Annotated in this window: 24 protein-coding genes; 20 read left to right on the top strand and 4 right to left on the bottom strand. The window is 69.3% G+C overall.

Going from position 1 to position 23,390, the window contains the following annotated elements; translation table 11 throughout:
• The first annotated feature begins 207 nt into the window (after positions 1 to 207).
• Positions 208 to 1,800, top strand: a complete 1,593-nt coding sequence (locus tag C8K36_RS01180) for an AMP-binding protein (RefSeq protein ID WP_107982637.1) — start codon at positions 208 to 210, stop codon at positions 1,798 to 1,800.
• Positions 1,801 to 1,828: 28 nt separating this feature from the next.
• On the opposite strand, the gene C8K36_RS01185 is transcribed toward C8K36_RS01180, so the two are convergent.
• Positions 1,829 to 3,436 (bottom strand): FAD-dependent oxidoreductase, encoded by a 1,608-nt coding sequence (locus tag C8K36_RS01185; RefSeq protein WP_107982638.1) that lies wholly within the window; start codon positions 3,434 to 3,436, stop codon positions 1,829 to 1,831.
• A gap of 320 nt (positions 3,437 to 3,756) precedes the next feature.
• Between C8K36_RS01185 and C8K36_RS01190 the strand changes: the two genes are divergently transcribed.
• The 4 genes from C8K36_RS01190 (at position 3,757) to C8K36_RS01205 (ending at position 6,985) form a co-directional block, all read left to right on the top strand.
• Positions 3,757 to 4,512: a phosphoglyceromutase gene (locus C8K36_RS01190; protein WP_181319430.1), complete on the top strand. Its 756-nt coding sequence runs from the start codon at positions 3,757 to 3,759 to the stop codon at positions 4,510 to 4,512.
• 244 nt (positions 4,513 to 4,756) lie between these two features.
• Positions 4,757 to 6,001 (top strand): ATP-binding protein, encoded by a 1,245-nt coding sequence (locus C8K36_RS01195; RefSeq protein ID WP_107982640.1) that lies wholly within the window; start codon positions 4,757 to 4,759, stop codon positions 5,999 to 6,001.
• The gene (locus C8K36_RS01200; protein WP_107982641.1) at positions 5,998 to 6,687 is read left to right on the top strand and encodes a response regulator transcription factor; all 690 of its coding nucleotides are present in this window, start codon (positions 5,998 to 6,000) and stop codon (positions 6,685 to 6,687) included. The genes C8K36_RS01195 and C8K36_RS01200 overlap by 4 nt, the downstream gene beginning before the upstream one ends.
• A 79-nt stretch (positions 6,688 to 6,766) precedes the next feature.
• A complete protein-coding gene (locus C8K36_RS01205; RefSeq protein WP_107982642.1) occupies positions 6,767 to 6,985 on the top strand; it encodes a hypothetical protein in 219 nt (72 codons plus the stop codon).
• A gap of 27 nt (positions 6,986 to 7,012) precedes the next feature.
• On the opposite strand, the gene C8K36_RS01210 is transcribed toward C8K36_RS01205, so the two are convergent.
• Positions 7,013 to 7,801: a hypothetical protein gene (locus C8K36_RS01210; protein ID WP_107982643.1), complete on the bottom strand. Its 789-nt coding sequence runs from the start codon at positions 7,799 to 7,801 to the stop codon at positions 7,013 to 7,015.
• A gap of 66 nt (positions 7,802 to 7,867) precedes the next feature.
• Between C8K36_RS01210 and C8K36_RS01215 the strand changes: the two genes are divergently transcribed.
• The 3 genes from C8K36_RS01215 to C8K36_RS01225 are packed head-to-tail and all read left to right on the top strand — an operon-like array spanning position 7,868 to position 10,790.
• Entirely contained in the window at positions 7,868 to 8,821 is a 954-nt protein-coding gene (locus C8K36_RS01215) for a Ppx/GppA phosphatase family protein (RefSeq protein WP_107982644.1), read from the top strand.
• Positions 8,818 to 9,912 (top strand): hypothetical protein, encoded by a 1,095-nt coding sequence (locus C8K36_RS01220; protein WP_107982645.1) that lies wholly within the window; start codon positions 8,818 to 8,820, stop codon positions 9,910 to 9,912. The genes C8K36_RS01215 and C8K36_RS01220 overlap by 4 nt, the downstream gene beginning before the upstream one ends.
• A gap of 35 nt (positions 9,913 to 9,947) precedes the next feature.
• On the top strand, positions 9,948 to 10,790 hold the full coding sequence (locus tag C8K36_RS01225) for a sugar phosphate isomerase/epimerase family protein (protein WP_107982646.1): 843 nt from the start codon (positions 9,948 to 9,950) through the stop codon (positions 10,788 to 10,790).
• 52 nt (positions 10,791 to 10,842) lie between these two features.
• Here the strand turns inward: C8K36_RS01225 and C8K36_RS01230 are convergent, their stop codons facing one another.
• Positions 10,843 to 11,259 (bottom strand): hypothetical protein, encoded by a 417-nt coding sequence (locus C8K36_RS01230; protein WP_181319431.1) that lies wholly within the window; start codon positions 11,257 to 11,259, stop codon positions 10,843 to 10,845.
• A gap of 114 nt (positions 11,260 to 11,373) precedes the next feature.
• Between C8K36_RS01230 and C8K36_RS01235 the strand changes: the two genes are divergently transcribed.
• The 7 genes from C8K36_RS01235 (at position 11,374) to C8K36_RS01265 (ending at position 16,826) form a co-directional block, all read left to right on the top strand.
• On the top strand, positions 11,374 to 12,033 hold the full coding sequence (locus C8K36_RS01235) for a MerR family transcriptional regulator (RefSeq protein WP_107983674.1): 660 nt from the start codon (positions 11,374 to 11,376) through the stop codon (positions 12,031 to 12,033).
• Positions 12,030 to 12,905, top strand: a complete 876-nt coding sequence (locus tag C8K36_RS01240; protein WP_258194546.1) for a thioesterase family protein — start codon at positions 12,030 to 12,032, stop codon at positions 12,903 to 12,905. The genes C8K36_RS01235 and C8K36_RS01240 overlap by 4 nt, the downstream gene beginning before the upstream one ends.
• Before the next feature lie 41 nt (positions 12,906 to 12,946).
• Positions 12,947 to 13,762, top strand: coding sequence for a pyrroline-5-carboxylate reductase (gene proC / locus C8K36_RS01245; RefSeq protein WP_107982648.1), 816 nt, complete (start codon positions 12,947 to 12,949; stop codon positions 13,760 to 13,762).
• A gap of 152 nt (positions 13,763 to 13,914) precedes the next feature.
• Positions 13,915 to 14,157, top strand: a complete 243-nt coding sequence (locus C8K36_RS01250) for a helix-turn-helix domain-containing protein (protein WP_107983676.1) — start codon at positions 13,915 to 13,917, stop codon at positions 14,155 to 14,157.
• 210 nt (positions 14,158 to 14,367) lie between these two features.
• A complete protein-coding gene (locus C8K36_RS01255) occupies positions 14,368 to 14,469 on the top strand; it encodes a 30S ribosomal protein bS22 (protein ID WP_003402602.1) in 102 nt (33 codons plus the stop codon).
• Between the two features lie 161 nt (positions 14,470 to 14,630).
• Positions 14,631 to 15,701: an NAD-dependent epimerase/dehydratase family protein gene (locus C8K36_RS01260; RefSeq protein WP_181319313.1), complete on the top strand. Its 1,071-nt coding sequence runs from the start codon at positions 14,631 to 14,633 to the stop codon at positions 15,699 to 15,701.
• 51 nt (positions 15,702 to 15,752) lie between these two features.
• Positions 15,753 to 16,826: a lysophospholipid acyltransferase family protein gene (locus tag C8K36_RS01265; protein ID WP_107983677.1), complete on the top strand. Its 1,074-nt coding sequence runs from the start codon at positions 15,753 to 15,755 to the stop codon at positions 16,824 to 16,826.
• On the opposite strand, the gene C8K36_RS01270 is transcribed toward C8K36_RS01265, so the two are convergent.
• A complete protein-coding gene (locus C8K36_RS01270) occupies positions 16,784 to 17,932 on the bottom strand; it encodes an HAD-IB family hydrolase (RefSeq protein WP_107982650.1) in 1,149 nt (382 codons plus the stop codon). The genes C8K36_RS01265 and C8K36_RS01270 overlap by 43 nt on opposite strands.
• 190 nt (positions 17,933 to 18,122) lie before the next feature.
• Between C8K36_RS01270 and C8K36_RS01275 the strand changes: the two genes are divergently transcribed.
• The 5 genes from C8K36_RS01275 to C8K36_RS01295 all read left to right on the top strand — a co-directional run bounded on the left by C8K36_RS01275 (position 18,123) and on the right by C8K36_RS01295 (position 23,380).
• Complete coding sequence (locus C8K36_RS01275) at positions 18,123 to 18,386, top strand: glutaredoxin family protein (RefSeq protein ID WP_107983678.1); 264 nt, start codon at positions 18,123 to 18,125, stop codon at positions 18,384 to 18,386.
• A 208-nt stretch (positions 18,387 to 18,594) separates the two neighbouring features.
• Complete coding sequence (locus tag C8K36_RS01280) at positions 18,595 to 19,368, top strand: redox-sensing transcriptional repressor Rex (RefSeq protein WP_107982651.1); 774 nt, start codon at positions 18,595 to 18,597, stop codon at positions 19,366 to 19,368.
• Complete coding sequence (locus C8K36_RS01285; protein WP_107982652.1) at positions 19,365 to 20,738, top strand: glutamyl-tRNA reductase; 1,374 nt, start codon at positions 19,365 to 19,367, stop codon at positions 20,736 to 20,738. Before C8K36_RS01280 ends, C8K36_RS01285 begins: the two co-directional genes overlap by 4 nt.
• Positions 20,735 to 21,739 carry a hydroxymethylbilane synthase gene (gene hemC / locus C8K36_RS01290; RefSeq protein WP_107982653.1) on the top strand — a complete coding sequence of 335 codons (1,005 nt, stop codon included), beginning with the start codon at positions 20,735 to 20,737 and terminating at the stop codon, positions 21,737 to 21,739. The genes C8K36_RS01285 and hemC overlap by 4 nt, the downstream gene beginning before the upstream one ends.
• 75 nt (positions 21,740 to 21,814) lie before the next feature.
• Entirely contained in the window at positions 21,815 to 23,380 is a 1,566-nt protein-coding gene (locus tag C8K36_RS01295; protein ID WP_107982654.1) for a uroporphyrinogen-III synthase, read from the top strand.
• The last annotated feature ends 10 nt before the right edge of the window (positions 23,381 to 23,390 follow it).

A 23,390-nucleotide genomic window follows, 5' to 3' on the forward strand; every position in this document is an offset into this window, starting at 1 on the left:
CACCTCTGATTTCGACACCTCTGATTCGACGCTGATCCCCTCCGGGGGCACGGCTGAAGGGACCCTTCGAGCGCTACGAGCGCACGAAGGGTCTCTTCGTCCGTTTCGGGGGTAAAGTCGGGGCACTTGTGACAGGCATCACAGGCGTATATGTTTCTCTGCGTAACGGTAAGTCTGCCCCGCCCGGTTGCCACCCGAAGGAGAGCCATGAGCTTCCGCAGTCCCTTCCCCGACGTCGAGATCCCCGACCTGAGCGTGTTCGACTTCCTGTTCGGCTCGATCGACGGCGCGGACCTCGACCGCCCGGCGATGATCGACGGCGCCAGCGGCGCGGTCACCGACTATCGGACGCTCGTCGGGCAGATCGAGGCCGTCGCCGGCGCCCTCGCTGCCCGAGGTCTGCGTGTCGGCGACGTCGTGGGGCTGCACTCGCCCAACGTTCCCGCCTTCGCGGCGGTGTTCCACGGGATCCTGCGGGCGGGCGGCACGGCGACCACGATCAACGCGCTGTACACCGCGGACGACATCGCCAAGCAGCTCACCGACTCGCACGCGTCGTTCCTGATCACGGTCTCGCCGCTGCTGCCGCAGGCGAAGGAGGCGGCGACGGCCGTCGGGATCGACGACGACCACCTGATCGTGCTCGACGGCGCCGACGGTCACTCGTCGCTGCGGGACCTGCTCACACAGGGTGCGCCGGCGCCGCGGGTGTCGTTCGATCCGGCGACGCACCTGGCGGTGTTGCCGTACTCGTCAGGGACGACGGGACGGCCCAAGGGCGTCATGCTCACGCACCGCAACCTGGTGGCCAACGTGTGTCAGATCGATCCGCAGATGGGCATCAGCGCGGACGACAAGATCCTCGCGGTACTGCCGTTCTTCCACATCTACGGCATGACGGTGTTGCTCAACGCAGCCCTGTACGAGCGCGCGAGCCTCGTCACGATGCCGCGGTTCGACCTCGTGGAGTTCCTGCGGATCGTCGCCGAGGAGAAGTGCACCTACATCTTCGTTGCGCCGCCCGTCGCGGTCGCGCTCGCGAAGCATCCCCTCGTCGACCAGTACGACCTGTCGAGCGTGCACACGATCTTCTCGGGCGCCGCGCCGCTCGACGAGGAACTCGGCAAGGCCGTCGCGAACCGGTTGTCGTGCCGCGTCCGGCAGGGCTACGGCATGTCCGAGATGAGCCCCGTCTCGCATGCCATCCCGTTCGACCGCGACGACATCGCCCTGAGTTCGGTGGGCCCCACCATCGCGAACATGGAGTGCAAGATCGTCGATCCGGCCACCGGCGAGGAGGTCGAGTACCCGGCCGACGGCGTCAGCGCGCCCGGCGAACTGTGGTGCAAGGGCCCCAACGTGATGGTCGGCTACCTCGGCAACGCGCAGGCCACCCGCGACACCCTCGACGCCGACGGCTACCTGCACACGGGCGATATCGCGACGGTCGACGCGAGCGGCGTCGTCGCGATCGTCGACCGTCTCAAGGAACTCATCAAGTACAAGGGCTACCAGGTGCCGCCGGCCGAACTCGAGGCGCTGCTGCTCACGCACCCGCACATCGCCGACGCCGCCGTGATCGGTGTCCTCGACGACGAGGGCGAAGAGGTGCCCAAGGCATTCGTGGTCCGGCAGGCCGACGCCGACCTCGACGCGGACACGGTGATCGCGTTCGTCGCCGAGCGCGTGGCGCCGCACAAGAAGGTGCGACGCGTCGAGTTCATCGAGGTGGTGCCGAAGTCCGCGGCGGGCAAGATCCTGCGCAAGGACCTGCGCGCGAGCGAGGCCGAGCGCGGCTGACCGCCCGAGGCCGTTGCTCCCTCTCGGGTCAGCCGTGGGGGAGCAGCGTCCGATCCAGGTGCCGAACAAGTCCATCTACGCTCGGTGACTCGCTTCGGTGTCCGAGGTAGCCGTCCGGACGGATCGTGACGGCGGCGGGCGCCGCGCCCAGTCCGTATGCCTTCGCGAAGCGGGTCTCCGCGTCGCGGAGCACGGTGCCCGCTGCCGTGGCCGAGGCGTCGGGCGTGATCACGTACGGCCGCACCACCGGGCCGTACCGGTCGGTGATCGACTCCGCAATCATGCTGTGGGGGCGGATGTCCGACGTGGTCGGCGCCCACAACAACAGGGTGTGACCGGGATGCCGCAACAGGTCGTGCACGCGGATCGGCGACGCGACGGTGTCCTGCTGCAGGCCCGGTGCATCTGGGGCGCGGTCACCGGGAGCAGGCTCGCCCGGTCCACCGTCGACGAGCCTGCTGTCGCGATAGCCCACCAGCAGTTGCGCCTCGCGGAGCATCGTCCGCTGCGGATCCGTCTCGCCCGCACCGATTCCCGCCCGCGCATGGTGCACGGTGCGTCCCACGACCTCCTCGCCGACCGGCCGTCGTTCGGCGTCGTAGCTGTCGAGCAGACCGTCGGCGGCGCGGCCCTGCACCGCGAGTGCGATCTTCCAGCCGAGGTTGTAGGCGTCCTGGATGCCGGTGTTCATGCCCTGCGCGCCGGTGGGTGGATGGATGTGCGCGGCGTCGCCGGCGAGGAACACCCGTTCGGCGGAGTAGCTACCCGCGAGGCGGTGGCTGATCCGGAACACCGACGACCAGCGCAGGTTCCGGGCCTGCGTCGGCTCGGGGGAGAGCCGATCGAGCACCGCCTGGATGTGATCGAGCGTGGGCCTGCGTCCGGCCTCGAATCCGTGCGCCACCTCTCCGGAATCCTTCGGGGCGGTGGCGAGGTCGGGAGAGACCAGCGACGAGATCCGGTAGCGCCCGGTACCCGGCAGCGGGATACACACCATGATGTCGGTGGTCTGCCCGTCCTCGGTGCGCATGGCCCGGACGCCGTAGCCGTCCGGCATCGACCAGTCCACCTCGACGTCGGCGAGCATGTACTCCTCGGGGAACGCGTCGCCCTCGAACGAGACGCCGAGCCCCTTCCTGACGATGCTGTGCGCGCCGTCGCAGCCCACCAGATACCTGGCGGTGACGGTGAAGTCGAGGCCGCAGTGTCGCAGTGTCGCGGTCACGTCGTCGGAGTTCTGTGTGAAGCCGACCAGTTCGACGCCCCGCCGGATCGGGGTGCCCCGCTCGGTCAACGCCTCGGCCAGTATCCGCTCCGTCGCGTACTGCGGCATCGCGACGAAGCGGAACGGGACGTCGTCGGGGAGTGCGAGATCGAGCCTGGTCGAGAGTGTGCCGTCGACGTAGACGACCTGCCCGCGCATCGGGGTCGACGCGTCGAGTGCCGGGCGGAGCACGCCCATCGCGTCCCACACCTCGAGGGTGCGGGGCTGGATGCCGACGGCCTTCGCGTACTGCGGTGGTTCGGCGAGTCTGTCGACGATCGCGACGTCGATGCCGCGTCGGCGTAGTTCGAGGGCGGACGTCAGGCCTACCGGGCCCGCGCCCACCACCAGAACATCGGTGTCGAAGTGCATCGCATCTTCCCTTCCGCCGGGTCGGCACCATTGTCGGTGCCGTGGAGGTCGCGACGCGGGCAATTCGCGAGATCTCCGACGCCTCCCGTTCCGCGGGAGGGGGCCTGCCGCCACTTGTGTTGCGCCTCTTGTGGTGTGGCGAGATGTTCGCCCGACGAGAGGACGCAGCCGACGTGCACCCCCGCACGCCCGGGCCTTCCGGGACGAGTTCGGGGCGGTGATCGAACGGTGGGAGACGCATCACACCGTCGGGCTTTCCTGGCGACGGCGCAGCGTTCGGACGGACGGCTGTCGCGAGCGTGCGAGCCGGTCATGCCAGGATTAGGGGCATGAGTACCGGAACGCTTGTGCTTCTCCGCCACGGCGAGAGCGAATGGAACGCGCTGAACCTGTTCACCGGATGGGTGGACGTGCACCTCACCGACAAGGGCATGGCAGAGGGCAAGCGCGCCGGTGAACTGCTGGCCGAGCACGATCTGCTCCCCGACGTTCTCTACACGTCGCTGCTGCGCCGCGCGATCAGCACCGCGAACCTCGCGCTCGACGCGTGCGACCGCCACTGGATCCCGGTCGTGCGCGACTGGCGTCTCAACGAGCGCCACTACGGTGCTCTGCAGGGCAAGAACAAGGCGCAGACGAAGGCCGAGTTCGGCGAGGACCAGTTCATGCTGTGGCGTCGTAGCTACGACACCCCGCCGCCCGCGATCGAGGCCGGCAGCGAGTACAGCCAGGATCAGGACGCGCGCTACGCCGACCTGCCCGAGGTTCCGCTGACCGAGTGCCTCCTCGACGTCGTCGAGCGACTCATCCCGTACTGGGACGAGACCATCGCGGCCGACCTGAAGGCGGGTAAGACCGTCCTGGTCACCGCGCACGGCAACTCGCTGCGCGCGCTGGTCAAGCACCTCGACGGCATCTCCGACGAGGACATCGCGGGTCTGAACATCCCGACCGGCATCCCGCTGCGTTACGACCTGGACGAGAACCTGAAGCCGCTCAATCCGGGTGGCACGTACCTCGACCCGGCCGCTGCCGCTGCCGGCGCTGCCGCCGTCGCGAACCAGGGCGCCAAGTAGTCCCTGCGTCCGGACTTCACCCCGCGTTTCGCGCACTTGTCGCGACAACGGCCCCTGTGGGCCCGCGTCAAGTGCGCGAAACGCGGGGTTTTCTGCGTTCGGGGCGCGATACGTGCGCAAAACGCGACGGGGGTGGGAAACAAACGGTGAACAGGGGGATAACGCCAGCTCTCGGCCCTGTGACGTGCGAGAAAACGGTCACACCCGGCTTCGAACCCCGTGCGCACGAACGTACGATTCACGTGTGACTGTTGTTCAGGCCGTAATCTTGGCCGTCGCGACCGCGATCGTCGGTTACGTCGTCGGTGGGGTCGTCGTTCCCCGGTTGAGCAGGCGTCACGCCGAGCGGCAGCAGGCCCAGGCGGGTCTGACGATGTCGCAGGTGCTCGACCTGATCGTCCTCACTTCCGAGAGCGGCATCGCCGTCGTCGACAAGTTCAACGACGTCGTCCTGGTCAATCCGCGGGCCGAGGAACTGGGGTTGGTCCGTAATCGCATGCTCGACGACCGGGCGTGGGTCGCGGCCACCGAGGTGCTCGCGACCGGTGAACCCGTCGAGGTGGATCTGACGGCGCGCACGCCGCAGCGCGGACGCGACAAGATTGCCGTACGCGGCGTCGCTCGGCTGCTGAGCGAGGAGGACCGCCGCTTCGTCGTGGTGTTCGCCGACGACGATTCCGAGCAGGTCCGCATGGAGGCCACCCGACGCGACTTCGTGGCGAACGTGAGCCACGAACTGAAGACCCCGGTGGGGGCGATGGGTCTGCTCGCGGAGGCGCTGCTCGAATCCGCCGACGATCCGGACTCGGTGCGCTACTTCGGTCAACGGGTCCTCAGCGAGTCGGCCCGCCTGGGCAACATGGTCACCGAACTGATCGCGCTGTCGCGTCTGCAGGGCGCCGAGAAGCTGCCCGACCTCGAGGTGGTCGACGTCGACGACGTCGTCGCCGAGGCGCTGCGACGCTCCACCGTGGCCGCCGAGGCCGCACACATCACCGTCCACGCCGACGCCCCGAGCGGGCTCGAGGTGATGGGCGATCGCACCCTGCTGGTGACGGCGCTGTCGAACCTCGTCGAGAACGCCATCGCGTACTCGCCGAAGGGCACGCCGGTGTCGGTCAGTCGGACGGTGCGCGGCGACTGCGTCGCGATCGCGGTCACCGACCGAGGCATCGGCATCGCCAAGGAAGACCAGGAGCGCGTCTTCGAGCGGTTCTTCCGCGTCGACAAGGCACGCTCCCGTGCGACGGGCGGTACCGGGCTGGGGTTGGCGATCGTCAAGCATGTCGCCGCCAACCACAACGGATCGATCGACCTGTGGAGCCGTCCCGGCACCGGGTCCACGTTCACGTTGCAGATCCCCGCGCACTTCGAAGATGTCCCACCCGAGTCCGCTGATGCGGTGGGTGAGGCCCGTGAACCGGCAATGATCGACAAGAAGGCGACGGCGCGAGGCGCCGCCGCCACGAGCCTGGAGGCCAACCGTTGACGAGTGTGCTGATCGTGGAGGACGAGGAATCGCTGGCCGATCCGCTGGCGTTCCTGCTCCGCAAGGAGGGCTTCGAGACGACGGTCGTCGGTGACGGGCCGTCCGCGCTGGCAGCGTTCGAGCGTTCCGGAGCCGACATCGTCCTGCTCGACGTCATGCTGCCCGGCATGAGCGGGACGGACGTCTGCAAGCAGTTGCGCGCGAAGTCGTCGGTGCCGGTCATCATGGTCACCGCCCGGGACAGCGAGATCGACAAGGTGGTCGGTCTCGAACTCGGTGCGGACGACTACGTCACCAAGCCGTACTCGGCCCGCGAGCTGATCGCCCGAATCCGGGCGGTGCTGCGCCGCGGCGCCGACAGCGATGCGGTCGGCGATGCCGACGACGGTGTCCTCGCGGCGGGACCGGTCCGGATGGACGTCGAGCGGCACCTGGTGCACGTGAACGGCGATCCGGTCACGTTGCCGCTCAAGGAGTTCGACCTGCTCGAGTACCTGCTGCGCAACTCGGGCCGCGTGCTCACCCGTGGGCAGTTGATCGACCGGGTGTGGGGCGCCGACTACGTGGGCGACACCAAGACGCTCGACGTCCACGTCAAGCGGTTGCGCGGCAAGATCGAGGGCGATCCCGGCAAGCCCACGCACCTGGTGACCGTCCGCGGGCTGGGGTACAAGCTCGAGGAGTGACCGGTCCCGGGGCGCCCAGCACCTGGCCCCCGACGTTCCCTCGCGGGTCCGGCGTTGGCTCGGGGTTATCGCGGTCGGCGTGCGGACCCGGGCCCTGCCCGATCCCGAGTTCGTCTCGCGGGCAGTGGAATACCGCGCGCCGTCGACTCCGGCGGAGCAACTGGTGGCCGCGGTGTTCGCCGACGTGCTCGGTGTCGACCGTGTCGGCATCGACTGGGAGTCGACATCACCGGCCGCGATCGCCGAGATCGGACCGGTCCCGGGTGACCTTCTCGATGCGGCGCCGGCCCCCCACTGACCTCGGAGAGTGACCTCGCGGGGGAAGTCAGTCCTGCTGTGCCTTCGCCTGCGCGGCAGTGGTCGCGGGGTGCACCGCGATGAGGCCCAGCCCTGCGCGCCGCCGGCACAGCGATGCCAGCTCGTCGTACGCGGCCTTGCCCAGCAGTTCGGTGAGTTCCGGCGCGTACGACTGCCATACCGGCCGGGTGCCGACGTGTGCGTCCGGTGAACCGGAGCAGTACCACGTCAGATCCTCGCCGCCCTCGCCCCAGCCGCGGCGGTCGTACTCGGTGATGGTGGTCTCGAGGATCTGTTCGCCGTCGGGGCGGTCGACCCATTCCTGCGTGCGGCGGATCGGCAACTGCCAGCACACCTCGGGCTTCACCTCGAGCGGTTCGATGCCCTTGCGGAGCGCCATCTGGTGCAGCGAGCAGCCGATGCCGCCCGGGAATCCGGGACGGTTGAGGAAGATGCACGCGCCCTTGTACTTGCGGGTGCGCAGCGACGGCTCGTCCTCGAGGTCGTCCTCCTCGAGGTACCCCTTCTTCCCGAGCCCCTTCTCCATGAACTGCCAGTCGTCGGGTGTGAGCATCCTCACCGCGTTGTCGAGCTTCTCGCGGTCTTCCTCGTCGGAGAGGAACGCGCCGTGCGAGCAGCAGCCGTCGTCGGGCCGATCGGCTACCGTGCCCTGGCATGCGGGCGTGCCGAACACGCAGGTCCAGCGGGAAAGGAGCCACGTCATGTCGGCTTTGATGGTGTGCTCGGCGTTCTCCGGATCGACGAACTGCACCCACTCGCGGGGGAAATCCATATCGACTTCGGGCGCGGGAGCCAACTTGTGAGACCTGTCGGTGCTGCCTGCTGTCACAGTGCCCGACGGTAGACCCAGTACCGTAACCGTGTGCGCCTTGGGGTACTCGACGTCGGAAGCAATACCGTTCACCTTCTCGTGGTGGACGCACATCGTGGTGGGCACCCCACCCCGATGAGTTCAACGAAAGCGGCTCTGCGGCTTGCCGAGAACACGGACGGCCGCGGGGACATCACCGTGTTCGGTGCCGACCGGTTGGTCGCGACCGTTAACGACTTCTCGGGTATCGCCAGGTCGTCCGGGTGCGGTGAACTGATGGCCTTCGCGACGTCCGCGGTACGCGACGCGACCAACTCGGAGGCCGTCCTCTCCCGGGTACGTTCCGAGACCGGTGTGAACCTCGAAGTCCTGTCCGGCGTCGACGAGGCCCGGCTGACCTTCCTCGCGGTGCGCCGCTGGTACGGCTGGAGCGCCGGGCGCATCCTCAATCTCGACATCGGTGGCGGCTCGCTCGAGCTGACGTGCGGCGGCGACGAGGACCCCGACGTCGCGTTCTCGCTGCAACTCGGCGCTGGACGCCTCACTCGCGACTGGCTGCAGGAGGACCCGCCCGGCAAGCGTCGTGTCGCGGTCCTGCGGGACTGGCTCGACGCCGAACTGTCCGGCCCGGCGAAGCAGCTGCGCGCCTCGGGCGCCGCGGACCTCTGTGTCGGCACGTCCAAGACCTTCCGTTCGCTCGCGCGACTGACCGGCGCTGCACCGTCCGGAGCAGGTCCGCGCGTCAAACGGACCCTCACGGCAAGCGGTCTGCGACAACTGATCGCCTTCATTTCGCGGATGACGGCGTCGGACCGTGCAGAATTGGAAGGCGTGAGCTCCGACCGCGCCCAACAGATTGTGGCCGGAGCTCTCGTTGCGGAGGCCAGCATGCGCGCGCTGGGGATCGACACGCTCGAGATTTGCCCGTGGGCACTGCGTGAAGGTCTGATTCTTCGCAAGCTCGATACGGATATGGGTGGAGAACTGGTGGTGAGCGCTCGATGACTGAGCCCGAAGGCGACAGCCAAGCAATCTCGGTTGCAGAATTGCTGGCCCGCAACGGCCAGCGTGTGGGCGCCGGTGGCGGCGGCCGACGTCGTCGCGGCGTCAAGGGCGGCATCTCTGTCGCCGAGCTGACCGGTGAGTTTCCGGCGGTCCGCACCGAGCGGGCGACTCGCGCCGAGGCGTCGGAGGAGCCCGAGTCCCCGGCCGCCGAGACCCCGGTCGCCGAGTCCCCGGTCGCCGAGAAGGCGGTAGCCACCGAGGCCAAGGAGATCGAACCGAAGGAGCCGGAGCCGAAGGAGCCGGAGCCGAAGGAGTCGGAGCCGGAGGAGCCGGAGCCGAAGGCCACCGCGGCGCCGACGCAGGCCCCGGATCCCGCCGCCACTGCCGCTTTCTCGGCTGTCCAGAAGACCGAGGCCGTCGAGAAGACCGAGGCTGTCGAGAAGACCGAGGCCGCCGAGAAGGCTGCCGACAAGGCCGAGGAGAAGTCGGCTGCGAAGTCGGACGACAGCCCGACTCTGATCACCCAGGCCTTCAAGGCTGACGACCGCACGGCCGACGACCGCAAGCCCGCCGCCGGATGGCAGTCGGCGGCCACTGCTGTTCTCGCCCCGGTCGCGGCGAAGCCCCTCGCGCACAGCGGGCAGCCCGAACCGAAGTTGCTGTCCGGCCAGTCGGTCGCCGGCGACCTGCTCCGACAGGGCAGCGACCGGCCTTCTCATCCGAACGACGTCGATGCGGCGGATCCCGATCTCGCCGCCGACAACCTCGCCGCTGAGAACCTCGCCGGTGAGAATCTCGACGACGCGGACGACCGTGCCGAGGAATCCAGCGCCGCGAAGCAGTGGGCGGTCCTGCTGGGGCAGGGTGCGGTCGCCGTCGTCGCGGGTGCACTGATGTTCAAGGGCTTCGAGAAGCTGTGGGACATGCTGCCGATGGTGGCGCTGGTCCTCGCGGTCCTGGTGATCGTCGGCCTGGTCGCGATGGTTCGGATCCTGCGCCGCACCGACGACATCACGAGCCTGGTCATCGCGGTCGTCGCGGGTGTGTTCGTCACACTCGGGCCCCTCGCCTTCCTGCTCAGCACGAGCTGACCGGCCGGCGGACAAGAGTCGTGGGGAGGGCGCGCATGTCGGATCCCAAGATCCTCGTCGGGCTGTCCACGGCCTCCGTCTACCCGGAGAACACCGAGGCGGCCTTCCGCTACGCGGCCGAGGTCGGCTACGACGGCATCGAGTTGATGGTGTGGGCCGAGTCCATCAGCCAGGACATCCCTGCCGTCAAGCGGCTGGTCCGCAAGTACGCGGTGCCCGTGCAGGCCGTCCACGTCCCGTGTCTGCTGATCTCGCAGCGCGTGTGGGGTGCGGACCCTATCGCGAAGCTCGATCGCTCGGTGGAGGCCGCGGAGGCGCTGGGGGCGTCCAACGTGGTGGTGCATCCGCCGTTCCGCTGGCAGCGCAAGTACGCCGACGGGTTCGCCGACCAGGTGGAGAGTCTCGTCGAGAAGACGGGCACCGTCGTGGCGGTCGAGAACATGTTCCCGATGCGGGCGGACAGCTTCTTCGGTGGCCGTGAGAAGAGCGCGGAACGACTGCGCAAGCGCGGCGGACCGGGCGCGGCGCTGTCCGCGTTCAGCCCGTCGTACGACCCCACCGACTCCGGGCACCGGCACTACACGCTCGATCTCTCGCACACGGCGACCGCCGGAATGGACGCCCTCGATCTGGCACGCCGGATGGGCAGCGGGCTCTCGCACCTGCACCTCGCCGACGGCCGCGGGGCATCGATCGACGAGCACCTCATTCCCGGCCACGGCGGTCAGCCGTGTGTCGAGGTGTGCCGCCACCTCGTCGACAGCGGTTTCACCGGACAGGTTGTCGTGGAGATCAACACCCAGAACGCGCGCACCCGGACCGAGCGTGCGTCCATGCTGGGTCAGGCGCTCAGCTTCGCGCGCGAGAATCTGCGCTGAATGCCTGGAGTGCTGAATGCCTGGAGCGCTCGATATCTGGAGCGCGGAATGTCTAGAGGGCGGCCACGCCTGCGCTGATCACCGTGATTCCCGAGATCACCAGTCCCGCCACGAGGCAGACCGCGCCGAGCCAGATGGACGCGACCATCGGCCCCGGCTTCTGCGGATCCTGTCCGAGGACGGACAGGAAGAACCCGGCGGGAATGAAGATCGCCGCCACCAGCACCGCGATCGCACCGGCCGCCGCCCACCCTGGGCTGGCATCGACGACCGCGGTGAGCGTCGCGAGCAGGATGCCGAGTGTGACCAGGACACCCGCGTGGGCGTGCCCGGCGCGGAAGAAGCTCTTCTGCAGGGCGTTCGCGCCCTGGTGTCCGGTGTGGATGCGGAGCAGGAACGCGCCGCCGGACGCGATGCCGACCACCGTGAGCACGGTGATGCCGACGACGATCGTGAGTACGGGATCCATCATGGGGAGCTCCTGGTGTGCGGTAGGCTCGAACCCGGATTGGATAGTTGAACTATCCAGTTGGAGTTCCATAGTCGACCCGGCGGGGTCGGGTGTCAAGGAGTGGAGGATCGGGTGCGGGTGTCCGAGCTGGTCGCGGTCAGCGGGGTGCCGCTCGCGACCGTCAAGTACTACCTGCGCGAGGGACTGCTCATGCCCGGCGTGGCGAGTAGTGCGACGCAGGCCGAATACGGCGAGCAACACGTGCGACGCCTCGCGCTCGTCAAGGCACTCGCGGGCGTCGGCCTGCCACTCGGCAAGATCCGCACGATCGTCGGGCTCGTCGATCGCCCTGCGGACACCGTCTTCGACACGATCGGCCGGGCACTCGCCGCGCTGCCGCCGTATCCCACCGATGCGGAGGACGGCACCGGCGACTACCCGCGCGCCCGCGCCGTCCTCGAACGGCTGGGGCAGGTGTACGACCCGACGTACCCCGTTGTCGCGCAACTGGAACGGGCGCTCGCCGCCGCCGAGGACGTCGGCATCCCGATGACCGACGAACGGCTCGAGGTCTACGCGCGCCATGTTCGGGGGATCGCCGAGATCGACCTCGACCTCATGCCCACCGACTCGGCCGAATCCGCGATCGAGTACGCGGTGCTGGGAACCGCGATCTACGAACCCGTCCTGGCGGCGCTGCGCAGGCTCGCCCACCAGGACATCGGCGCCGCGCGATTCGCGGGCCGCCGCTTCGACGACTTCACCACCCCCGAAAGACAGGACGAACTGTGACTCGGCCCGCCCACTCGAACCCGCCGAACCTTCATCCGTTCCGGGACCTCACCGCCGTCATCCCGAGAGGTGACGGCCGGTACACCGCCCACATCGACCCGATCTGGACCATCGGGCCCAAGGTGCACGGCGGCTGCATGATGGCCATCTGCGCCGCCGCAGCCCGGCGGGAATTGACCGGGACCGCGCCGGCGGATCTCCCCGTCGATCCGGCCGTCCAGGCACTGGCCGTGAGCGCCAACTATCTGGCGGCGCCGGACCCGGGCGACGTCGACGTGGTCGCGACCGTCCGCAAGCGGGGCCGTCAGGTCTCGCTCGTGGACGTCGAACTGTCCCAGAACGGCCGGCCGGCCGTTCATGCCGCGGTCACCCTCGGCGCACCCGACGCGGGCGAACCGCACTACGCGCAGGAGCAGGCCCTCGCGCAACTTCCCGTCGAGCCCCCCGCTGAGGCCCATGCACTCGTCGCAGATCACCCGATGGCCCAGATCGTGCACGTGTCCCAGGGCTGCGATCTGAGGGTCGACGGCTCGACGGCGCACTTCCTCAGCGGCAAGCAGGGCGAGCCGCAGGTACGGATGTGGGCGCGGCCGTGGACGGCCGACGAGGAGGACCCGGCCACCGCGGCGCTGTTCGCGATCATGACCGGCGACATCTGCGCGCCCGTGACGATGAACCGTGGCATCTTCGGCTGGGCGCCCACCGTCCAGTTGACGACGTATCTGCGTCGGCAGCCGGCGCCGGGCTGGCTGCGCGTCATGGCGAGCTCGACGGTGCTGGGGGACACGTGGTTCGAGGAGGATCACACCGTGCTCGACTCGACCGGTGCGGTCGTGGTGCAGAGCCGTCAGCTCGCGATGATCCCGCGATAGGCGCCTGAGGCGCACAGGCACGGAGTGCCTAAGCTGTCCGCATGACGAGAATTGCGGTGATCGGCGGCGGCAAGATCGGTGAGGCACTGGTCTCTGGGCTGTTGCAGGGTGGTCACGCGACACGGGACCTGGTTGTCGCCGAGCAGTACGAGGCGCGGGCCCAGGAGCTGGCCGCGACCTACTCGATCCGGGTCACGACCCCCGCGGACGCGGCCGAAGGCGCGGACGTCATCGTCGTCGCCGTCAAGCCCACCGACGTCGACTCGGTGCTCGCCGCGCTGTCGAAGGTCGACCTCGATGGTGAGCAGGAGCAGATCCTGGTCTCGCTGGCCGCGGGCATCCCGACGGCCCGCTACGAGTCGAAGCTGCCGGCCGGGTTCCCGGTTGTGCGCGTCATGCCGAATACGCCGATGCTCGTCGGGCAGGGCGCCAGCGCAATCGCGCCCGGTCGTCACGTCAAGCCCGCGCACCTCGATCTGGTTCGCGGCATCCTCGCGGCGGTCGGCACCGTCACGACGGTGCCGGAGTCGCAGATCGACGCGGTGACCGCCGTGTCCGGTTCGGGCCCGGCGTACTTCTTCCTCGCGGTCGAGGCCATGATCGATGCCGGAGTGTCGCTGGGGCTGAGCCGGTCGACGGCGAGTGAGCTCGTGGTGCAGACGATGGTCGGTTCGGCGGCGATGCTCGCCGAGTCGGGGGAGAGCGCGACGGATCTACGGGTGGCGGTTACGTCGCCGGGCGGTACCACCGCGGCCGCAGTGCGTGCACTCGAGCAGGGCGGATTCCGGACGGCCTTCTACGACGCCCTGTCCGCAGCGCGCGACAGGTCGGCCGAGTTGGGTGTCGCAGCCGAGTAGATCGCGAACTTCGGATCGCGATTATCGATCTTGTTTGCAACACCCGTCGCATCAATCCCTCTGGTCCCGCTAAGCTCGGGGGCAGCACGTGCGTGTCTGGTCCGCCGGAGGGGAAGCCGGCGGCGCGACATGTGCCGGAGGTAATTGAAGAGATGGGATCCATCGACAAACCTGAAAGGTCCCCCAGGGGACAGCAGGAAGGGCAGCCCGGTCTCGGCGGGACGCAGTTCCTCACGGTCGCCGAGGTTGCGGCTCTGATGAGGGTCTCGAAGATGACCGTGTACCGACTGGTGCACAGCGGTGAGCTGCCCGCGGTCCGCGTGGGCAGGTCGTTTCGTGTCCATGCCAAGGCCGTGCACGACTATCTGCAGACCTCGTATTTCGACGCCGGCTGACCAGCCGGAGACGAAAGGATGGGGCTCGGTTTTTACCGAGCCCCTCCCCCCGGTACGATCGTGAGTCGTCGTACCAGCCAGCCGGTGTCGTCAGGCGCTGGGGTCGTGAAAGCGGCCAGTGGCAACGAGGCCTCAGCGCCAGAGGAAGACATCAGGCGTACGTGACCGGCGTGCGCTGAACGCTAGAGAAGACTGTGAGGGACACCCACCATGGGTTCAGTGATCAAGAAGCGCCGCAAGCGTATGTCCAAGAAGAAGCACCGCAAGCTGCTCCGTCGCACGCGCGTCCAGCGTCGGAAGCTCGGTAAGTAAGAACTTGCTCACGGATGCCCGTCACCTCGCGGTGGCGGGCATCCGTGTATTCGGGACCGGTTCGAACGACGTGTTGCCAGGGTGTAAAGGCTCGCGCGGAACCCTTGCCTCGCCCCCCGGATTCGTTAGGCTCCCGGTGGGGCGAATGGACGGGGGAATCGGTGAGTCCTGACGATCGCGGCGTGCAGCCGCCTCGGGTGGTGCTGGTGACCGGCGCGAGCCGGTTCCCCGGCGGCTTCCTGGTGTCGAGGCTGGTGCAGGACCCGGGCATCGAGCGTGTCGTCGCGGTGGACGCCGTCTCACCCAGCAAGGACATGATGCGACGGATGGGCCGCGCCGAGTTCGTGCGGGCCGACATACGTAACCCGTTGATCGGCAAAGTGATCCGGGGCGCCGAGGTGGACACCGTGGTGCACGCGGCGACCGTGGCGCAGGCCCCGCGGTCCGGCAGTCGGGCGGCGATGAAGGACATGAACGTCATCGGGGCGATGCAGCTGTTCGCGGTGTGCCAGAAGTCGCCCAGCGTGCGCAAGGTAGTGCTGCGGTCCGCGTCGGCTGTCTACGGAGGCAGCCCTGGCGATCCGGCCAAGTTCACCGAGGAGATGGGCGCGCGGCGCCCACCGCGCGGAGCCTGGGCGCGGGACTGCATCGACATCGAGGGCTACGCACGGGCCCTGGGACGACGACGTCCCGACATCGCGGTCTCCATCCTGCGGCTCGCGCCCCTCATGGGTCCCCACCGGCACGGATGGGTGGCGCGCTACCTGTCGTCCCCGATCGTGCCGAGCATCCTCGGTCGCGACGCCCGCCTGCAACTGCTGCACGAGGAGGACGCGCTCGCCGCGCTCCACCGGGCCACCGTGACCGGGCCCACCGGGACCTTCAACGTCGCCGGGGACGGGATCGTCATGATGTCGCAAGCCGTGCGCCGGGCCGGGCGCGTCGAGGTGCCGATGCCGTTCTCGCTGTTCCGCAGTGCCGGACGCGCCCTGATGGGATCGCAGATGCGGTCCTTCACGAAGGAACAGCTCGACTACTTCCACTACGGATGCGGACTCGACACGACGCGAATGCGCGCCGAACTCGGCTTCGAACCGCGCTGGACGACGGTGCAGGCGCTCGACGACTTCGTCCGCGGCACCGGACTGACCCCGGTGATCCGGCCGGAGTGGGTGGACCGCGCCGAGGCGACGGCGTTGGGACTCGTCGGGGCGGGTGGTCAGGGCGGGTGACCGGTCGGCGCGTCGAGTGAGCAGAGCGATCCGAACGAGCAGGGGGTCATGGTGAACGAGGTGGCGAAGGTGATTCCGTTGCACGCGGACGCGCGCGTTCGGTCTGCACGTGATCGAGCGACGGATCGACGTTCGTCCCGCCCGGTGCCCGACAGCGAGGCGACCCCCCTCCACAGCGACGACGGCTTCGCGGACGGGACGTCCGACGACGGCGCGGCCGGGACGTCCGACGACGGCGCGACCGGGACGTCCGACGGCTTCGCGGACGGGAGCGGCCTACGCGCCCGAGTCGCCGGGCAGGTGGCCGGCGCTGCCGGGTTCGTTCGCCGCCGACTGGCCGGCGACTACGAGGTGGACGAGTTCGGGTACGACCCGCACTTCGCCGACGGTGTCTTCCTCCCCGCGCTGCGTCCGCTGTTCGAGAAGTGGTTCCGCGTCGAGACCCGGGGCGTCGAGAACATCCCGGCACACGGGGGCGCGCTCGTCGTCGCCAACCACGCCGGGGTGGTGCCGATCGACGCGCTCATGACGTCCGTCGCCGTGCACGACCACCATCCGCAGCAGCGCGCCCTGCGGATGCTCGCGGCCGACCTGGCCTTCGAGATGCCCGTCGTCGGCAACATCGCCCGCAAGGCCGGCCACACGCTCGCGTGCCATCCCGACGCCGAGCGGCTACTGCGTGGCGGCGAGGTCGCGGCGGTGTTCCCGGAGGGCTACAAGGGCATCGGCAAACCGTTCTCCGAGCGGTACAAGCTGCAACGGTTCGGCCGCGGCGGATTCGTCTCCGCCGCGATGCGGGCCGGGGTACCGATCATCCCGTGCTCCATCGTCGGATCCGAGGAGATCTACCCCAAGATCGGTGACATCGCGCCGCTGGCCAGGTTGCTGAACATGCCGTACTTCCCGGTGACCCCGTTGTTCCCGCACCTGGGTCCGCTCGGCCTCGTGCCGCTGCCGTCGAAGTGGTACATCGAGTTCGGGACGCCCATTCCCACCGACACCTACGCCGCGGCCGAGGCCGACGACCCGATGGTGCTGTTCGAGGTCACCGACCACGTCCGCGAGATCATCCAGCAGACGCTCTACCGACTGCTGGCGCAGCGCCGCAACGTCTTCATGGGCTGAACCCGCGACGCTCCGCGGTCGGCGGCCAGTTCCGTCAGCAGGGCGTGTTCACGACGACGACTGAGAATCGCGCCCACCGCCCCACCGACCGCGCCGAGCAGCAGCGCCGTCGGGATGCCCACCTTCGCGGCCTTGCGCCCCGTGCGGAAATCCCGGACCGCCCAGCCCCGGTGCTTGGCGACTTCCCGGAGATCGGCGTCGGGGTTGACCGCCACGGCGGTGCCCACCAGCGACAGCATCGGGACGTCGTTGTAGCTGTCCGAGTACGCGGTGCAGCGCTTGAGATTGAGACCCTCGCGTACCGCGAGCGTGCGCACCGCGTGCGCCTTACCCAGCCCGTGCAGGATGTCGCCCACGAGCCGACCCGTGAACACGCCGTCCTCGCTCTCGGCGACGGTGCCCAGAGCGCCGGTCAGGCCGAGGCGCTTGGCGATCACCTGTGCCAGTTCGACGGGTGTGGCGGTCACGAGCCACACCTGTTGGCCCGCGTCGAGGTGCATCTGCGCGAGGGCGCGGGTGCCGGCCCAGATCTTGTCGGCGATCACCTCGTCGTAGATCTCCTCGCCGAGACGGGCGAGTTCGGCGGTGGAACGGCCCGCGACGAACGACAGCGCCTTCTCCCGGCCCTCCGCGACGTCCTCGCTGTTCTCCTTGCCGGTGATGCGGAACTTGACCTGCTTCCACGCGAAGTCGACCAGGTCGGAGGTCCTGAGGTACTTGCGGGCGGCGAGACCGCGCGCGAAATGGATGATCGACGCGCCCTGCACCATCGTGTTGTCGACGTCGAAGAACGCGGCGGCCGTGAGATCCCGCGGAACGGCGGGCTCGGCAGGGAGCCCTGGAACATCGGGAACCTCGACGCCGGGCGCGGCCTCCGGTTCGGTCGGTTCGAGCGAGGCTTCGGCCTCGAGGGCGGCGGCAGCTTCGGCGGCTTCGGCCTCTTGTATCGCGAGCGCGGCGTCCGCGCTCGCCTCGCCGGCGAGATTGGCGCGCAACTCGGCTTCGCTCGGACCCAGCAGATTGCGGATCCTGCGGCGGCCCGGACGCAGGATTCCGGACAGACCCACACCGAATCTCGCGCCGTTCGGCAGTGATCGTCCAGGCACTCGCACCTCCCGCATCGAAGACAGCTCCGGCTCACCTCTGGCTCACCCTAGCTCGCGTGATGGCACCGATCCTGCTGGATCGTCCCGCCGTCTGCGGCGTGTGATGTTCGTCTCGAAACGGAACGGTTCGGAACTGCCGTGGCGGGGCGCTCGCGAACGCCGCCCGGCGGCTCGAGGAAGACTGGAGCGCATGGATCAGTCGCGACACCGGATCACTCTGCTCACCCGCGACGGCTGCGGTGCGTGCCGCCCGGCGCGCGAGACGCTCGAGGGGATCTGCCGCGAGTTCGAACTCGAACTGACCTGCGTGGACGTCGACGAGGCCGCCGCCGAGAACCCCGATCTGCGTGCCGAGTACGGCGACCGGTTGCCGGTCGTCCTCCTCGACGACAAGGAGCACAGCTACTGGGAGGTCGACGAGGACCGGTTGCGCGCGGACCTCTCGGCAGGCTGATCCCGGGCCCGCGGCACCACTCGGATCGGCGAGTGGGAAGGGTCACCCCGGACCGTCGGATTCGATCGCTCTGCAGGTGAGAGCACGTCTGAGGGCGGTCGGGCAACTTTGTGCATGGCTTCACAAGCGGTTACCGTGGTGTGAACAAACGCCCCGGACCTTCGCGGAAGGCCGGGGTACACGGCCGACCGGACGAGGAGCCATCGACGTGAGTGAACAGCACCAGACGCAGGGGTCAGTGACCCGCGGCGTCGCCGGGGCTGCTCCCTCCGCGCCGCAGCACCGGGACATTCCCCAGGCTACGGTGACGCGCCTCGCGACATACCTGCGGGTCCTCGGATTGCTCGCCGACGAGGGCGCCATCATCGTCTCGAGCGAGGAACTCGCCGCGGCGTCCGGCGTCGGATCGGCCAAACTGCGCAAGGACCTGTCGTTTCTGGGCCCCAACGGTGTTCGCGGCGTCGGCTACGACGTCACCCGGCTGCGGGCGCGGATCGAGTCCGCGCTGGGCCTCGACCGTGGCCACCGTGTGGTGCTCGTGGGTGTCGGCAACCTCGGGCGCGCTCTCGCTGGATACGGCGGCTTCGACCGCCGCGGCTTCTCGATGGTGGGCCTGTTCGATCGTGACCCCGCACTCGTCGGCGCCGACATCGGCGGCCTGACGGTCCGGGACGTCGCCGAACTGGCCGACGCCTGCCGCGAACTCGACGCCACGATCGGCGTCATCGCCACCCCGGACACCGCCGCGCAGGACGTGTGCGATCAGCTCGTGGGTGCCGGACTGCGTTGCATTCTCAGCTTCTCTCCGCTCACGCTGGAGATTCCCGACCACGTCGAGATGCGCCGGGTGGATCTCGCCATGGAGATGCAGGTGCTCTCCTTCAACCTGGCTCGCAACGAGGAACAGTCTCCCCAGCAGGCCACCGCCGCACCAGTGGCGGTCGGCGCTTCGACCAGAAACGGATCGGTGATCAGGCCGTGAGTGTGCTTCTCGTCGGGATCTCGCACCGAAGTGCTCCCGTCTCCGTCCTCGAGCGGATCGCGGTCACCGATACGGACCGCCCGAAGCTGACGGACAAGATGCTCGCCTCGGCGCACATCTCCGAGGCGATGATCGTCTCGACGTGCAACCGCATCGAGATCTACGCGGTCGTCGACGCGTTCCACGGTGCACTCACCGAGATCGGCGACCTGCTCACCACACACTCCGGCCTCGACATCACCGAACTGCACAAGCACGCATACGTCCGGTACAGCGAGGCTGCCGCCGAACACCTCTTCGCGGTCGCCAGCGGCCTCGACTCGATGGTCATCGGCGAGCAGCAGATCCTCGGTCAGATCCGTGCCGCCTACGCCGCGTCCGACGCGCAGCAGGCCGCGGGCCGCGCGCTGCACGAGTTGGCGCAGCAGGCACTGCGGGTGGGTAAGCGGGTCCACTCCGAGACCGGCATCGACGCCGCAGGCGCATCCGTGGTGTCCGTCGCCCTCGACCGCGCTGCAGGGGTCCTCGGTGACGGTGGACTGGTCGGCCGTACCGCGGTCGTCCTCGGTGCCGGCGCGATGGGCAGCCTGTCGGTCGCGCACCTCACGCGCGCCGGTATCGGACGCATCCTCGTCGTCAACCGGACCCGCGAGCGCGCCGAGCACCTGGCGGCCACCGCGGCGGGCAACGGGGTCGACGCGGTCGCGATGAGCTTCGACGACCTGTCCGACGCGATGGCCCAGTCCGACGTCCTGGTCACCTGTACCGGCGCGGTCGGCTCCGTCGTCACCCTCGCGGACACGCACCGGGCGCTCGCCCGACCGGACCGCGAACCGGGCCGCCCGCTCGTCATCTGCGACCTCGGTCTGCCGCGCGACGTCGAACCCGCCGTCGCCGGGCTGCCCGAGGTGGTCGTGCTCGACATGGCTGCGCTGCAGCGTGATCCGGCCGCCGGTGCCGCCGCGTCCGACGCCGACGCCGCCCGCGAGATCGTCGCCTCCGAGCTCTCCCAGTACCTCGCCTCGCAGCGTCTCGCGGAGGTCACCCCGACCGTCACTGCGCTGCGTCAGCGCGCCGCCGAGGTAGTCGAGGCCGAACTGCTGCGCCTCGACTCCCGCCTGCCCGGTCTGGACGATCCGCAGCGCGACGAGGTGGCGCGCACCGTCCGCCGCGTCGTCGACAAACTGCTGCACGCGCCGACCGTCCGGGTCAAGCAACTCGCGTCGACCCCGGGCGGCGACACGTACGCCGCAGCGCTGCGGGAACTCTTCGAACTGCGTCCCGGATCGGCCGAGGCTGTCGCCGCGCCGATCGATCTCGGCGAATTCACCGCCGGACCCGACATCACAGGAAAGGATGCGCAGGCATGAGCACCGAAGCGGCCGCGTCGCCGGCCGCCGACCTGAACGTCGGTCCGGACACCCGCACCCTGCGGATCGGCACGCGAGGCAGTCTGCTCGCGACCACGCAGGCCGGCACCGTGCGCGACGCACTGATCGCCGCGGGACACCCCGCCGAACTGGTGGTCATCAAGACCAAGGGCGATGTGACCCCGGGACCGGTGCAGCGCATCGGCGTCGGCGTGTTCGTCGCCGAACTGCGTGAGGCGCTCGCCGCCGGCGAGGTCGATGTCGCGGTCCATTCCTACAAGGATCTGCCCACCGCGCAGCCCGACGATCTGACGATCGCCGCGGTCCCCGGTCGCGAGGACCCGCGCGACGCGCTCGTCGCCCGCGACGGCCTGGTGCTCGGCGAACTGCCGCCCGGATCGAAGATCGGCACGTCGGCTCCCCGTCGTCGTGCACAGCTTCGGGCGTTGGGTCTGGGTCTCGAGATCGAACCGCTGCGCGGCAACATCGACACACGGCTCGGCAAGGTCGCCTCGGGCGAACTCGACGCGATCGTCATCGCCCGCGCCGGTCTGTCCCGCATCGGCCGCGCCGCCGAGATCACCGAGACACTCGATCCGGTGCAGATGCTGCCCGCCCCGTCGCAGGGTGCTCTCGCCATCGAGTGCCGCTCCGACAACCCCGAGCTGATCGCGGTTCTCGCCGAACTCGACGACGAGGCCGCGCGCGCCGCGGTCGTCGCCGAGCGGGCCCTGCTCGCCGAGCTCGAGGCGGGCTGCACGGCGCCGGTGGGGGCGATCGCCGAGGTCGTCGAATCGCTCGACGACGACGGCAAGGTTTTCGAGGAACTGTCGGTGCGCGGCTGTGCCGCCGCGATCGACGGTTCTGATGTGATTCGGGCGTCCGCTGTGGGGTCGCCCGAGCGTGCAGACGAGTTGGGGCGTGCGGTTGCACGGGAACTCCTCGACCTGGGTGCACGCGATCTGATGACGATTGCCGAGGACGGTGATGCCGATGCTTGACCTGCTTGCCCTTCCGAGGCCCGATTTCACGCTTACTAATACCGATCGACATGAGACCGCACTGGAGAACTACCGATGAGCCGAGTCCGTAAGAACAGCCCCGGACGGATCCTCTTTGTGGGATCGGGACCCGGTGATCCGGCGCTGCTCACCGTCCGCGCCCACGACGTACTCACGTCTGCCGCGCTGGCGTACACCGACCCCGATGTCGACAAGGGCGTGACCGCTCTCGTCGGTACCGCGCTCGGCCGCGACCCGGAGACCGACCTGCCCGTCGCCGAGGTCCGTCCCGCCCTGGGTGAGCCCGCCGAGGTCGCCAAGACCCTGGTCGCGGAGGCCAAGAACGGCCACGACGTGGTCCGTCTCGTCTCGGGAGACCCGCTGACCACCGACTCGGTGATCGCCGAGGTCTCCGCCGTCGCCCGCACCCAGGTGGTGTTCGAGGTGCTGCCGGGTCTGCCGTCCGGTTCGGCGGTTCCGAGCTACGCCGGCATGGCGCTGGGCTCGGGCCACACCGAGGCCGACGTGCGCGGTGAGGTGGACTGGGCCGCGCTGGCCGCAGCCCCCGGACCGCTCGTGCTGCACGCGACGTCCGCGCACCTCGCGGAGACCGCGAGCGCGCTGGTCGAGCACGGCCTCGCACCGCAGACCCCGGCCGCGATCACCGTCCGCGGCACCACGCGTCAGCAGCGCACCGTCGAGGCCACCCTCGCGACGCTCAACGACGCCGGTTCCGAACTGGTGGGCCCGCTGATCGTCACGGTCGGCAAGGTCGTCGCACAGCGCAACAAGATGTCGTGGTGGGAGTCGCGTGCCCTGTACGGCTGGACCGTCCTGGTGCCGCGCACCAAGGAGCAGGCCGCCGATATGAGCGAGCGCCTCGTCACTCACGGTGCCATCCCGATCGAGGTGCCGACCATTGCGGTCGAGCCGCCCCGCAGCCCGGCGCAGATGGAGCGTTCGGTCAAGGGCCTGGTCGACGGCCGCTACCAGTGGGTCGTGTTCACCTCCACCAACGCGGTGCGAGCGGTGTGGGAGAAGTTCGAGGCGTTCGGTCTGGATGCCCGCGCTTTCTCCGGCGTCAAGATCGCGTGCGTCGGTGAGGCCACCGCCGAGAAGGTGCGCTCGTTCGGCATCACGCCCGAACTGGTGCCGTCGGGGGAGCAGTCCAGCGAGGGCCTGCTCGCCGACTTCCCGCCGTACGACGAGGTGTTCGACCCGGTCAACCGCGTCCTGCTGCCCCGCGCCGACATCGCGACCGAGACCCTCGCGGAGGGCCTGCGCGAACGCGGCTGGGAGATCGACGATGTCACCGCATACCGCACCGTGCGGGCCGCGCCGCCGCCGGCCGAGACCCGCGAGATGATCAAGACGGGTGGCTTCGACGCCGTGTGCTTCACGTCGTCGTCGACCGTGCGGAACCTCGTCGGCATCGCCGGCAAGCCGCACGCCCGCACGATCGTCGCGTGCATCGGACCCAAGACGGCGGAGACCGCGATCGAGTTCGGTCTGCGCGTCGACGTCCAGCCGGAGACTGCCCAGATGGGTCCGCTGGTCGAGGCGCTCGCCGAGCACGCGGCCCGGCTGCGCGCCGAGGGTGCGCTGCCGCCTCCGCGCAAGAAGTCCCGCGCCCGCCGCTGATCCACCTCGG

Source organism: Rhodococcus sp. OK519 (genome assembly GCF_003051005.1).
GTDB lineage: Bacteria > Actinomycetota > Actinomycetes > Mycobacteriales > Mycobacteriaceae > Prescottella.

Excerpts from the sequence above, each read along its gene's own strand:
- C8K36_RS01250 (WP_107983676.1), top strand. The coding sequence starts at position 13,915 with ATGGGATCCATCGACAAACCTGAAAGGTCCCCCAGGGGACAGCAGGAA.
- C8K36_RS01255 (WP_003402602.1), top strand. The coding sequence starts at position 14,368 with ATGGGTTCAGTGATCAAGAAGCGCCGCAAGCGTATGTCCAAGAAGAAG.
- C8K36_RS01295 (WP_107982654.1), top strand. The coding sequence starts at position 21,815 with ATGAGCCGAGTCCGTAAGAACAGCCCCGGACGGATCCTCTTTGTGGGA.
- C8K36_RS01225 (WP_107982646.1), top strand. The coding sequence starts at position 9,948 with ATGTCGGATCCCAAGATCCTCGTCGGGCTGTCCACGGCCTCCGTCTAC.
- C8K36_RS01180 (WP_107982637.1), top strand. The coding sequence starts at position 208 with ATGAGCTTCCGCAGTCCCTTCCCCGACGTCGAGATCCCCGACCTGAGC.
- hemC (WP_107982653.1), top strand. The coding sequence starts at position 20,735 with ATGAGCACCGAAGCGGCCGCGTCGCCGGCCGCCGACCTGAACGTCGGT.
- C8K36_RS01230 (WP_181319431.1), bottom strand. The coding sequence starts at position 11,259 with ATGGATCCCGTACTCACGATCGTCGTCGGCATCACCGTGCTCACGGTG.
- proC (WP_107982648.1), top strand. The coding sequence starts at position 12,947 with ATGACGAGAATTGCGGTGATCGGCGGCGGCAAGATCGGTGAGGCACTG.
- C8K36_RS01185 (WP_107982638.1), bottom strand. The coding sequence starts at position 3,436 with ATGCACTTCGACACCGATGTTCTGGTGGTGGGCGCGGGCCCGGTAGGC.
- C8K36_RS01220 (WP_107982645.1), top strand. The coding sequence starts at position 8,818 with ATGACTGAGCCCGAAGGCGACAGCCAAGCAATCTCGGTTGCAGAATTG.
- C8K36_RS01275 (WP_107983678.1), top strand. The coding sequence starts at position 18,123 with ATGGATCAGTCGCGACACCGGATCACTCTGCTCACCCGCGACGGCTGC.